We start from the raw sequence: 13,079 nt of genomic DNA, 5'->3' as shown, positions 1-13,079 counted from the left end.
GCCAAATCCATGAAGGGTGGAGAATCATGTGATGACGACAAGCAAGCTGCAATGGCGCAAGGGGTTGTCTGCAATCGTCGCGTTGGCCTTGTTCTGCTCGACCTTCCTGCTGACCTTGACGACGCCCGCTCTGGCTTATGTGGCGGCGCTCGGCAACGTGACGGCTTTCTCGGTGTCCGGCGATTCGCTTACGCTAACCGTTGATAACGGCGCGGAGCCAAACGACGACATTCTAATCTTCGACGTGCTGCAGCCCGATATCGTGAAGGTGTCGTACCGGCCGAACAACGTTTCGCCGAGCCCTGACACGCCGATGATTGATCCCAACAAGACGTGGAGCGCGGTGGGCGCGACGATCAATACGTCCGGTAATCCCATTACGATTACAACGTCCAAGATGAAGGTGGAGATTGCCAAAACCCCTACGCGGGTCACGATCAAGAAGGCGGACGGCACAACGCTGCTGTGGGAGCCTTCAGGGGGAGGCGTGTTCTATGACGGCGTCCGCTTCCAGCATGCGAGCGGGCACAATATCTATGGCATTCGCAGCTACAACGCCAACGAAAGCGCGCCTGACCTGCTGCGCAACAACAGCAACCATCCCGCCCACGCGGGCCATCAGGGGGATTCCGGCGCGCCGCTGATGTGGTCCACGGCCGGCTATGGCATCCTGGTTGACAGCGATGGCGGATATCCCTATACGGATGATGCCACCGGCAAGCTGGAGTTCTACTACGGAGGCACGCCGGACGAGGGCCGGAGATACAGCAAGACGGACGTAGAGTATTACGCGATCGTCGGCGGTCCGAAGGACATTATGGCGGGCGTCGCGGAAATTACGGGCAAGTCGCCGATGCTGCCCAAGTGGTCTCTTGGCTTCATGAACTTCGAATGGGGCACGAACCAGACGGAGATGACCAGCTTGGTCGACACCTACCGGGCCAAGAACATTCCTCTTGATGCTTACGGACTCGACTACGACTGGAAAAAGTACGGCGAAACCAACTACGGCGAATTCGCCTGGAACGGCACAAACTTCCCGGACGCAAGCTCCGGGACGCTGAAGTCCAATATGGACGCCAAAGGCATTAAGATGATCGGCATTACCAAGCCAAGAATTGTGACAATGGACGCCGGCAGCAACCGGACGACCCAATACAACGACGCCAATGCGGGCGGGTATTGGTACCCGGGGCATAGCGAGTATTCGGATTATTTTATCCCCGTGCTGGTAAGATCCATTGATCCCTACAACGCCAGCATGCGCTCCTGGTATTGGGACCATTCAGAGGACGCTTATGACAAGGGCATCATAGGCTGGTGGAACGACGAGACGGACAAGGTGTCGTCGGGTTCTGCACAGTGGTGGTTCGGCAACTTCACGACAACGCATCTGTCGCAGGCGATGTATGAAGGGCAGCGCGCGTACACGAACAACAATCAGCGGGTGTGGCAGACGGCAAGGACGTTCTACCCCGGGGCGCAGCGGTATGCGACGACCCTCTGGTCAGGCGATATCGGGGCGCAGTTCTACATGGGCGAGAAGGTCGGCTGGGCTTCCGGCATGCAGGAGCAGCGCACGGTTATGTTGTCGTCGATCAATAACGGGCAGCCCAAATGGGGCATGGACGCCGGCGGCTTCAACCCTTCGGACAGCAATCCGAGTCCGGAGCTGTACGCGAGATGGCTGCAGTTCTCCGCGCTGACCCCGGTGTTCCGGGTTCATGGCAACCTGAACCATCAGCGCCAGCCTTGGTATTACGGCAACACGGCAGAGGAAGCGGCCAAGGGTGCGATTCAGCTGCGTTATTCTCTTGTGCCATACATGTACACGTACGAAAGAACGGCTTATGAGACCGGCCTCGGTCTTGTCCGGCCGCTGCTGTTCGACTATCCGAATGATGCTGTCGCCAGCAACTATACGCAGGCCTGGATGTTCGGAGATTATCTGCTTGCCGCGCCGGTGGTGGACGAATCGCAGACGGTGAAGGATATTTATTTACCCGCAGGGACCTGGATCGATTACTTCCGGGGCACCACGTATGCGGGCGGCCAGACGATCCAATACGACGTCAACGCCGAGACATGGTCGGACATTCCGCTGTTCATCAAGAAGGGCGCGATTATTCCGACACAGAAGCCGCAGGACTACATCGGCCAGAGCGCAGTGACAACGGTTGGCGTCGACGTCTTCGCGGATACGTCCGCGACGAGCTTCACGTATTACGAGGACGACAATTCCACGTATGATTATGAGAGCGGGGAGCATTTCAAACAGGTCATGACGGCGCAGGATAACGGCGGAAGCGGCATCAGCTTCCAGATCGCGGCGAAGTCGGGCACGTATACGCCTGAGGTGCAGAGCTATATCGTCCGCGTTCACGGCAAAGCCGGCACGGGCGTGACGAGCAATGGCTCCGCGCTTACATCTTACGCCGATCTGAACGCGCTGGAGGCGGCAAGCGGCGAAGGCTGGGCGACGGGCAAGGACGTGTACGGCAACGTGACGTACGTGAAGGTCGCGGCGGCAAGCGCCTCGGCCAAAAACATCGTAGTCTCCGGCATGGCTTCCCCATCGGCGACCGGCATGAAGCTGGAGGCGGAGAAGGCGTCGTTGTCGGGCAATACAACAACAACCAAAGCCAAGTCGAATAACAATCATTCCGGCTACTCCGGCGCGGGCTTCGTCGATGGCTTCGACAACGCCGGGGCGGCGGTCACCTTCTATGCGGACGTCAAGACGGGCGGCGACTATGCGCTCGACCTGCGTTATGCGAACGCGACGGGCTCCGCCAAGACGGTCAGCATCTATGTGAACGGCAAGCGGATCAAGGGAACCAGCCTGCCGAACCTCGCGAACTGGAGCACATGGTCGACGAAGTCGGAGACGGTGCCGCTGGCCGCGGGCCGCAACGCGATTACGTACAAATACGACAACGATTCCGGGGATACCGGCAACGTTAATCTGGATTATGTCACCGTTCCATTCCATCCTGCGGTGGCGAAATACGAGGCGGAAAGCGCGGAACGCACAGGCGGCGCGAATGTGAACAGGAATCATTTGTTCTATACGGGCGAAGCGTTCGTCGATGGTATGACGACGGTTGGCGCGCAGGTGAAATTTAAGGTTGACGTGCCGTCGGCGGGCAGCTATCAGGTGGCGCTGCGCTACTCCAACGGAGCGGGCACAGCGAAGACGCTCAGCACGTACGTGAACGGCGTCGACGTCGCGCAGGTCAGCCTCGCGAGCACCGGCAGCAGCTGGGACAAGTGGCAGGACGCGGCGCAGACGCTTACGCTTGCGGCGGGCTCCAATACGATTGCGTATCGGTACGACGCGACGGACAGCGGCAACGTCAATCTGGACCGTCTGCTCGTGGCTTCAACCTCTCCAGGAACGCCGGAGTCGGAGCGCAATCTGCTCGACAACCCCGGCTTCGAGCGAGGATCGGCATTCGCCAGCAACTGGACGGAATGGCATCCGACGGGGCAGGCGCTCGCTTACGGCGTAGACGCAGGCTCTGGCTCGAATCCGCCTGCATCCGCATGGACGGAGGACAAACGCGCTTACTTCTATGCGGCAGGGGCCTACCAGCAGAGTATTCACCAAGTCATTGACGTTCCGGTCAACAACGCGACCTACGACTTTGAGGCGAGGGTTCGCATGCAATACGCGAATCCGACGATTGCTAGGGCCGAAATCGCAGGCTACGGCGGCCCGATGCTGACGCAAAGCATCTCGAACGACGGCGTATGGAAGGTCATTAAGATCAGCAACATCTACGTCACCTCCGGCCAGATCGATGTAGGCTTCTACGTCAATTCGCCGGGCGGCACTGTGCTCCATATTGACGATGTGAGGGTGACGAAGCAGTAAGCAGAGCATAACAGGTTGAAGTAAGCGGGAAGCTGAAAGCAAGAAAAACGTTTGACGTAAGCAACAAGCAGCAAGCGTTGACCCGCAGGAAGGCCGCTTCGGCAGGAGCAGCCATCTTGCGGGTTTTTGTTGTGCGATATACGGTATAATCGTGAGAAGAGATTATTTTAGTAGAGGAAAGAGAGAGATGGGTATGGCGGATATTCTCGTTCGAGAGAACACGTTGATTCAGAAATTTAATGAGGCTGAGCGGGAGAAGACGCGTCTAAGCAAGCTTCCCCTGCTGCTGATTGCGGTTGGGGGCATGTGTCTGCCGATTTCGGTGGTTGCCATTGTGCTCATTCATTGGTCCTTTGTGGCATTAAGCGTTGCAAGTCTGCTCTGTCTGGGCATGGGCGTATGGCAGTGGCTGCAGGCCAGGGAGCAGCAGGAGCGCTTCTATGATGTCGCGAGCGATAGTCCGGTGGCAGGAATTGAAGGGCGGATGAACACCATTCATGCCTTGCGGAGATTGCCGGCTGGCTGGAAGGTGATATCCGATGTGTCTATACCGTCCGGCTCCGAGATGGTGCGCGCGGATTTTGTGGTGGTTAGCGAGAAGGGGATTTGGTGCATTGACGTTAAGCATGTCAACGGCGAGCTGGAGGTCGATCCGGTGGGCGGAACGATGACGCAGCGGAAGTCGGGGAAGGGAGGCGTGCCATATGTCCAATCGGCGGGTAACCCCATTGGCGAAACTGCGAATGCTGCTGCGCGGCTGGAGGCGTACCTTCAAGACCAGGGTGTTAGTGACTTGCCCGCCATTCATGGCGTCGTCTACTTCTCGCATGACGCGGCCACCGTCACGGTGACAAGCTCAATGGAACGAATCGCCGTGCTGCAGGGAGAACGCGCCCTGCTATCCTATCTGGACGATCAAACGTCGCCGCAAGCTGTAACGCTCCAGACGCAAGAGCAGGTTGTGGGCTTGCTGTGGAGGAAGTGAGCTGAAGCTATGTCTTCTGATTCGAACGAGCCAGCTCGTTTTACTGTCATTCTGACTTCCGTTCCGTACACATCGACACGTGGAATCGCTATCGCACCTCAATCGCAACTCATTAGTGCAATAACGATCTGACGTGTGGCTATAGGGGCGCAGGAGGGCTGGTGCGGCTCGATAACGACACGTGGAATCGCTATCGCACCTCAATCGCAACTCATTAGCGCAATAACGATTTGGCGTGTGGCTATTGGGGTTCGGGAGGGCTGGTGCGGCTCTATAACGACACGTGGAATCGCTATCGTACCTCAATCGCAGCCCATTAGCGCAATAACGATCTGACGTGTGGCTATCGGGGGATGGGAGGGCTGGTGCGGCTCGATAACGACACGTGGAATCGCTATCGCACCTCCATTGCAGTTCAATAGTGCAATAACGATCTGACGTGTGGCTATAGGGGCGCAGGAGGGCTGGTGCGGCTCTATAACGACACGTGGAATCGCTATCGCACCTCAATCGAAGCTCATTAGCGCAATAACGATCTGACGTGTGGCTATTGGGGTTCGGTAGGGCTGGTGCGGCTCGATAACGACACGTGGGAGAGTGTCTATTAATTGTGGACAGCTTTTCATCTTGTTTCTCAACTGCCCTCAGATCGATTTTCTTTTAGTCATTAGATTCAACTGTTATTAAAAATCCATCTGAGGGGCGCAAATTAGGCAAGAAGATTCAATGTCCACATTAAATCGACACTCTCCGTGGAATCGCTATCGTACCTCAATCGCAGCTCATTAGCGCAATAACGATCTGACGTGTGGCTATTGGGGTTCGGGAGGGCTGGTGCGGCTCTATAACGACACGTGGAATCGCTATCGCACCTCCATTGCAGTTCAATAGTGCAATAACGATCTGACGTGTGGCTATAGGGGCGCAGGAGGGCTGGTGCGGCTCTATAACGACACGTGGAATCGCTATCGCACCTCAATCGAAGCTCATTAGCGCAATAACGATCTGACGTGTGGCTATTGGGGTTCGGTAGGGCTGGCGCGGCTCTATAACGACATGTGGAATCGCTATCGCACCTCAATCGCAGCTCATTAGCGCAATAACGATCTGACGTGTGGCTATTGGGGTTCGGGAGGGCTGGTGCGGCTCTATAACGACATGTGGAATCGCTATCGTACCTCCATTGCAGCTAATCCCATCTTACAAGCGCTATAGAGCTTGAAGCTTACTAAACGCCCGACCGCTCCTGATATTCCCCCGGCGGGATGCCGAAATGCTGCTTGAACACGTAGGAGAAATGTTTGACGCTGAGGTAGCCGACCTTCTCCGCGACGTCATACACCTTCTCCGGCGGCTTCGCTCGCAGCATACGCGCTGCATGCTCCATGCGGATGCGCGTCAGAAATTTGATATAAGATTCTTGTGTGTTTTGGTGAAAAAGGCTGCTTAAGTAACCTGGCGATACGCCCAACTTGTCGGCAATCAGCGCTAGGCTGAGCGGCTCGGCGTAATGGGCTTGAATGTAGGCCTTCATCTTGGTAATCGTCTCATGCTCGCTGCCATTGCCGGCGCCAAGCGAAGGCTCGGGACGGGCTTGGGCGCGCAGCTGCTGCAACGCCCTGCAATAGAGGGCCGCGAGTGCCTTGACAGCTTCGTCCGTAATGCCAGGCGCGTCCTTCTCGGCCGCCCGGGCCGTCTTTGCTAGCCCATCCGCCTCCCCTTGACCGCCCGCATCCGCTGATCCGCCCGCCAAGCCCGACCTGCCGTCATGGGCTGGGCTATCACCCGCAGGGGCGCCCTCGCGAAGCAGCTGAACGGCGGACAGGAGCGCCGCCTGCCGCCGCTCCTTCGGCAGTGCGGCCGACAGCGCATGGAGCAGGAAAGCGCCAAGCCGAAGCGCCCCAGCTCGGCGGCTCGGACGCGTCTGCTGAACGAGAGCGCGAAGCGCGGCCTCCAGCTCGGCGTCCCGCGCTTCGGCGTACAGCGCGCTAATCGCCGCAAGGGAGGAGCGCAGCTCCTCGGCGAGCATGCCAGGATCGGCAGGGGTGCCGCCCTCTGGACCCCCTGGCGTCTTCATAAGCAGCCCATCCACACGCCCATGCCTATCCCCACATTCATCCAGCAGCCCATCTCCACGCCCATGCCCATCTCGACACTCATCCAGCAGCCCATCTCCACGTCCATGCCGATCCTGAACCCCATCTCCATGCCCGAACAGACGCTGCAGCATCAGGTCGCTGGCCGAGACGTAGGAGGCCCCAAGCTGCTGCACCTCCATCTCCGAGGAGCCGACCGCGCCCCACAGGCCGAGCCCCGTCATGCCGGCTATAGCCCCGGACAGCTCCAAGAACATGGCGGCGCACCGGCGACGAACATCCGCCTCGTCGTCTCCGGGCACCAGCATGGCCGTTCGTTGCTCGGCATCGACGAAGAGGACGATGCCGGAACCGGCCACCGCCAGCTCGGATGCGGTCTGATGGACGATATAGCGGAACAGCGCATGGTCGCTCGGCGAGATGCCGCGGTCGATCAGCTGCCCTTCATCCAGGTCCACCAGCATGATGGCCGCTTCGGCCTCAATCAGATTCATTCGGAGCCGGTGCAGGAGAGGGTAGAGCACCTTGAACTCCATATGGTTGCCGCTGGCTGCAGCGTGCAGGAAGTTGCGAGCGATCTGCTCTCTCGACTGCTCCGACAGCGCGCGGTAAGAGGCTTGCTCCGCTCTCTCCGCCGCCAGCTCGGTCGCGATGCGTCCCAGCACCTCGATGATCTCATCCTTGACCAGAGGCTTCAGCATATATTCGTCCACGCCGTAATGCATCGCTTCCTTGGCCAGCGCAAACTCGTCATAGCCGGACAGAATGACGACGCGGGGGCGACTCCGTCTGCCCGACAGCTCCCGTGCAAGCTCCAGTCCGGTCATGACGGGCATCTTAATGTCGGTAATGATCAGATCGAACGCTTCTCCCCGGTCGATGAGCGCCAGCGCTTCCTGGCCATCCTCTGCTTCGCCCGCACAGATCCATTCCCGATGAAGCCCGTTGATCTGCAATTTCATGTATTCTCTCGTCATAGGCTCGTCGTCAACGATCAGCAATCTGTACATGTGTGCGCTCCTCCGTTCCGCCATAAGGAATTGTAATAGTGAAGACCGTTCCAAGGCCCATGCCGCTCTCGACCGACAGGCCGTAAGCGCTGCCATATCTCGCTTTGATCCGCTTGTTCACGTTCACGAGACCGATGCCCGTCCGGGTGCCGGCAGCGACTGCTGGCTGCTCCATGGCCTCCAATCTTCTCCGGAGCGCGCCAAGCGTCTCTTCGTCCATGCCGGGACCGTTGTCCCTCACCTCCAATAGAAGCTTGCCGGGCAGAAGCTTCGACGTTATGGAGATGACGGTTGGCTCCTTGCGGCGCTCGCACACATGCACGACGGCATTCTCGACCAGCGGCTGCAGCAGAAGAGCCGGCACATGATGCGGGTAGAGGGACGGGTCGATATGAACGGTATAAGACAGTCGTCCTTCGTACCTGCTGCTCTGAATGCCTAGGTAGGCGTGAAGCAGCTCAACCTCCTTCTGGAGCGGCATCTCCTTGTCCCACTGCGACATGCCGCGGAGAATGCTGCTGAGCGCATTAATATGCTCTATCGCTTTCTCCTGCTTCCCCGATTGCATGGACAGGCTGATTAAGTTAAGCGTATTAAATATAAAATGAGGCCGAATCTGGTTGAACAGCGCGTTAATCTGCGCTTCCTGCTGCAGCAGCTTGGACTCGTACACCTCCTTCACGAGCGCCGTATTCTCCTGAAGCATTACGCCGATGCGGCCTACCAGCCGGTTGAAGGCGGAGCCGAGATAGCCGATCTCATCGCGCCGGCTGCTCTGGAACGTCACGTCCAGCCGGCCCAGCTCCACTTCCTTCATGAGCTTCACAATAAGCAGCAGCGGCTTCAGGAAATGCCTGGTCAGCGCGATCAGCGCCAGCAGGGCGATCAAGGCGCCGCCGACGGAGAAGAGCAGCGCCTTGTTGCGCGTGTCGATCGCCTCCCGGTTCATCTCCAGGACGGAGCTGACGGCGACGACCGTCCACCCGATGCGAGGAACCTCCGCCGTGTTCAGCACATAACCGTCCTTGCTATGGGTGAAACCCTGAAGCGCGCCGAGAGCTGCGGCCTTATGCTGCTCTGTAGACGCATACACAAATTCGCCCGCGGCGTCCACAATATACAGCCCGCCGTCCTGCCCCATCTCCGCCTTCTCCAGAATGTCAATAATGCCGCTGTAATCGGCATCCGCCTTAATAACACCAAGAATAATCTGAGAATTGCTAATGCTGCGAAGCTGCTTGACGACGGAGAAGGTCCGCACGCTGCCGACCCGTCCACCGGAGACGCTGCCGCTGTCCGGCACAAAAATATATTCCTGCGTAGCAAGAGCCTGCCGGTACCAGTCGTATTCCTCCAGCCTCTCGTCGGGAACCAGCTTGGTGGGAAGCCGGGAGCTGGAGTATATTTCGTCCGTGACGACGGATACCCGGGCGATGTCGCCTCTGGGATAGATCATGATCTCTTCCAGAAAGGATTCAATGAGGCGCCGCTTCTCAAGCTGCTCCAGCTCCGTGCCGCCGGGCGGCTCCTCCAGCGCTTGCATAATACGCTCGTTGCGATAAGGGTACAGCGTGAGGCGATACAGGTCGTCGAGGTAAGTATCAATATTAAGCGCGACCTGATCCAGAATTTGCTGCACCTTCTCGGAGGATTGGCGCTGGAAGTCGCGCGTATACCGCGTATAGGAGAGATAGGATTCGAAGAAGACGGAGCACAGCAGCAGGAGGCCCGTCATGGCGAGCAGCTTCGTCTTAATGCTCCACTCGCGGTAGCTCTTCATTGGGAATAACCGCAGCCGCATGCCAGCCGCCTCCTCGCTTTATCGTTTCCTTCATTGTACATTGTAATGGACGGCCGCCCAAGGCGGAAGACGATCTGAAAAAACAGTACCCCGATCATGATTTTCAGGTATTCCAAGCCGGGCCGATTAGCTTTAATCTAAACGTGCAGCACCAATATATCCTCGGGGGAGGAAACACAGTGATTCGTAAAAAATGGATGAGTTTGTTATGCGCTATGCTTGTTCTGGCGCTTGCGGCGGCGTGCAGCTCGGGCGGCAACGGCGGCAATGGAGGCAGCAACGGAGGGGCAACGGCGGAGCCGTCGGCAGCCGCTTCGGCGAAGCCGGTGGAGACGGAGAAGCCTCAGGAGAAGGTGACGCTGAAGTTTTTTACAGGCAAGGTAGAAACAGTGGATCTGATGAATGAGCTGATCGCGAAGTTCGAGGCGGCGAATCCGAACATCAAGGTGGAGCAGGAGTACCAGAAGGACGCCAGCAATATGATCAAGGTCAAGTTCGCCTCCGGCGATGTCCCGGATATTACAACAGTTTACGCTCAGGATTATGTGGATCAAGGGAAATACCTGGACCTGTCCAATGAGCCGTTCTGGTCCCGCGTACTGCCGGCGATCAAGGAGCTGAATACCGACATTAAGAGCGGCAAGCAGTACAGGGTCGCGACGAATGTTACGATGGCGGGCATCTTTTACAACAAGAAGGTGTTCGAGGAGCTTGGCTTGAAGGAAGCTCATACATGGGCGGAATTCAAAGGCAATCTGCAGACGATCAAAGAGAAGAAGCCTGATATGACACCGATGTTCCTGGCTGGCAAGGACTCCTGGACGCTGGGGCATCTGATCGAATTTATGGCGCACGGGGTCATCAAGCAGAAGCACGGCGTGGCGGACGCGCGAGCGGCGTTCATCAACAATGAGCAAGACAAACTGCAGTTCGACGCGCAGGGCGGAGGCATCGAGGCGTTCGCGGGCAGGCTGCTGGAGCTGAAGGAAGCGGGACTCATTAACAAGGATGCCATTACGGCCACGTATGACAATCAGAAGGAAGCGTTCGTTACCGGCAAGTCGGCGCTGTTCAGCCAAGGCATGTGGGTGCTCGGCGATCTGCTGACGCTGAACCCGGATATGGCAGGCGATATCGGCTTTGCACCATTCCCGGCTATCGTCGACGGCACGCAGCCCGTTACGCTGTCCGCCGAGGATTCCGTGTACGCCATTACGTCGGAATCCAAGCACCCGGAGGAAGCGAAGAAGTTTCTGGAGTTCCTGTTCCAGCCGGACAATCTGAAGGCGTACAGCGAATTCTTGAAGTCGCCGCCGGCGTTCACGGATGTCAGCGCGGACTGGGGACCGCTGAAGGATCAAGCTGCCGCAGCGCTGAAGGCAGGCGTCAACATCGCCTTCACGGATACGCCGTCGGGCTTCTCGGGAGACGACGCTGGCCGAATGGTGCAGGAGCTGCTGGCAGGCAAATACAAATCCTCCGTCGACTTCGCCTCCGCGTACAACGAAGCCTGGAATAAGGCGTGGAGCGCGACCAATAAATAGCTGACGGACGGCAGGCAGGAGAGAGAAACCATGCGCGTAATGCTGTACAAAATAAGCGGCAAGCTGCATCATTTTATGGCAGTCCCGGCGATTGTGCTGTTCGGCTTGTTCTTCCTGTATCCGCTCGCACAAGGGGTCGGGATCAGTCTGACGGATTCCAACGGCATCACCCAGCCAAGCTTTGTGGGCCTGCAGAACTTCATCGATTTCTTCGGGGACGACCGGGCGCGGAACGACGTGCTGATTACCGTCTACTTCGCGCTCGGCAGCGCTCCGCTGCTGAATCTGTTCGGCTTGCTGTACGCGCTGTTCCTCGACCGGAGCATGGCGGGCAGGGGCTTCGTCCGAGCGGCGGTCTACCTGCCGGCCGTCATCAGCCCGCTTATTATGGGCTACATCTGGTATTTCATTTTGCAGCCGGAGCGGGGTTATCTATCCCATGTCCTTGACACGATCGGCCTCGGCTACCTCGACGTCAATTGGCTTGGTGAAAGCTCCTCCGCGCTGGTTGTGCTGGTCCTGGTCAACGTATGGCAATATGTCGGCATGACGATGATCGTCTACCTGGCAGGCTTGCAGGGCATTCCGGCGGAGCTGTATGAAGCCGCCCGGATCGACGGAGCGGGCAGATGGTCGGCATTCCGTTACGTGACGCTGCCGCTGCTGTACCCGTCTATTAAGATCAACGTCGTCACGAACATCATCGGCTCCTTGTCCGTGTTCGAGATTATCGTGGCGCTGACGGACGGCGGGCCGGGCTATGCGACGGAATCGCTGAGCATCTACATTATGAGAATGCTGTACGGCAGCTTTACGGGCTATTCCACCGCCGTAGCGCTCATCCTGTTCGTCATCATTCTGATTCCGGTCGCGCTGTTCCTGCGAATGACGAAGAAGTCCGAATACGAGCTTTGAGAGGGTAACCGCCATGACACAAAAAACGGGATTTTCATTATCGGCTGCGGCCAAATATAGCATTGCGGGGATGATGGTGCTTCTGTCCCTCATTCCCTTCTACGTGCTGCTGTACTTGTCGATGAACGCGCCGTCGGCGAACGTCTTCGGGGGCGTGCTGCTTGTGCCGGACTTTCACTTCGGCAATTTCTCCGATGCGTGGGAGGGCTCCAAGCTTGGCCGCTCGATGATTAATTCCCTGATTATTACAATCGGAGCGGTGGCGCTGATCGTTGTTGTCGCAAGCTCGGCGGGCTATTCCATCGCGAGGTTCCGCAGTAAGGGGAACGCGGCTATCTTTAACACGCTGCTCGCGTGCCTCATGATTCCCGCCATTATTATTACCGTGCCGCTCTATTCGCTAATGAAGACGATTGGCGGCATCAATACCCATTGGGCGATGATTCTGCTGACCGCCGCGAACGCGCTGCCCTTGTCGGTGTTCCTGTACGCAAGCTTTATCCGCTCGCTGCCGAAGGAGGTAGAGGAGTCGGCCGTGATAGACGGCTGCACGTATTTCACCGCATTTTGGCGGGTGACGTTCCATTTCCTCCGCCCGGTGACCTCGGCTGTTGTTATTCTGACCGGTCTCGGGATTTGGAACAATTACGGGCAGGCGGTTTTTTTCCTCCAGAGTCAGGAGATGCGCACCGTGCCGCTGGCGGTGTCGATGTTCTTCCAGACGTACGGCGCCAAGTGGAACATGATGGCGGCAGCGGCCTTGATCGGCCTCGCCCCGGCGGTGCTGGCGTTTCTGGCGTTCCAGCGGTATTTCATCAAGGGCATTACGGCGGGCGCGCTGAAAGGATGAT

Annotated in this window: 7 protein-coding genes; 5 read left to right on the top strand and 2 right to left on the bottom strand. The window is 57.9% G+C overall.

What is annotated here, in order from left to right:
• Window positions 1–31 precede the first annotated feature (31 nt).
• Both AB1S56_RS21270 and AB1S56_RS21265 read left to right on the top strand, forming a co-directional pair.
• The gene (locus tag AB1S56_RS21270) at window positions 32–3,877 is read left to right on the top strand and encodes a TIM-barrel domain-containing protein (RefSeq protein WP_340870460.1); all 3,846 of its coding nucleotides are present in this window, start codon (window positions 32–34) and stop codon (window positions 3,875–3,877) included.
• A 187-nt stretch (window positions 3,878–4,064) separates the two neighbouring features.
• On the top strand, window positions 4,065–4,862 hold the full coding sequence (locus AB1S56_RS21265; RefSeq protein ID WP_340870461.1) for a nuclease-related domain-containing protein: 798 nt from the start codon (window positions 4,065–4,067) through the stop codon (window positions 4,860–4,862).
• A gap of 1,228 nt (window positions 4,863–6,090) precedes the next feature.
• On the opposite strand, the gene AB1S56_RS21260 is transcribed toward AB1S56_RS21265, so the two are convergent.
• The gene (locus tag AB1S56_RS21260) at window positions 6,091–7,968 is read right to left on the bottom strand and encodes a response regulator (protein WP_340870462.1); all 1,878 of its coding nucleotides are present in this window, start codon (window positions 7,966–7,968) and stop codon (window positions 6,091–6,093) included.
• Window positions 7,946–9,769: a sensor histidine kinase gene (locus AB1S56_RS21255; protein ID WP_340870463.1), complete on the bottom strand. Its 1,824-nt coding sequence runs from the start codon at window positions 9,767–9,769 to the stop codon at window positions 7,946–7,948. Before AB1S56_RS21255 ends, AB1S56_RS21260 begins: the two co-directional genes overlap by 23 nt.
• Before the next feature lie 179 nt (window positions 9,770–9,948).
• On the opposite strand from AB1S56_RS21255, the gene AB1S56_RS21250 reads away from it, so the two are divergent.
• From AB1S56_RS21250 to AB1S56_RS21240, 3 genes are read left to right on the top strand one after another with little or no spacing between them, the layout of a single operon-like run.
• On the top strand, window positions 9,949–11,313 hold the full coding sequence (locus AB1S56_RS21250; RefSeq protein ID WP_340870464.1) for an extracellular solute-binding protein: 1,365 nt from the start codon (window positions 9,949–9,951) through the stop codon (window positions 11,311–11,313).
• Window positions 11,314–11,343: 30 nt separating this feature from the next.
• On the top strand, window positions 11,344–12,228 hold the full coding sequence (locus AB1S56_RS21245; RefSeq protein ID WP_340870465.1) for a sugar ABC transporter permease: 885 nt from the start codon (window positions 11,344–11,346) through the stop codon (window positions 12,226–12,228).
• Between the two features lie 13 nt (window positions 12,229–12,241).
• Window positions 12,242–13,078, top strand: a complete 837-nt coding sequence (locus AB1S56_RS21240) for a carbohydrate ABC transporter permease (protein ID WP_340870467.1) — start codon at window positions 12,242–12,244, stop codon at window positions 13,076–13,078.
• Window position 13,079 lies beyond the last annotated feature (1 nt).

Source organism: Paenibacillus sp. PL2-23, assembly GCF_040834005.1.
Taxonomy (GTDB): Bacteria; Bacillota; Bacilli; order Paenibacillales; family Paenibacillaceae; genus Pristimantibacillus.
The sequence above is the reverse complement of the archived record's forward strand: the minus strand, read 5'-3'. Positions and strand labels throughout refer to the sequence as shown.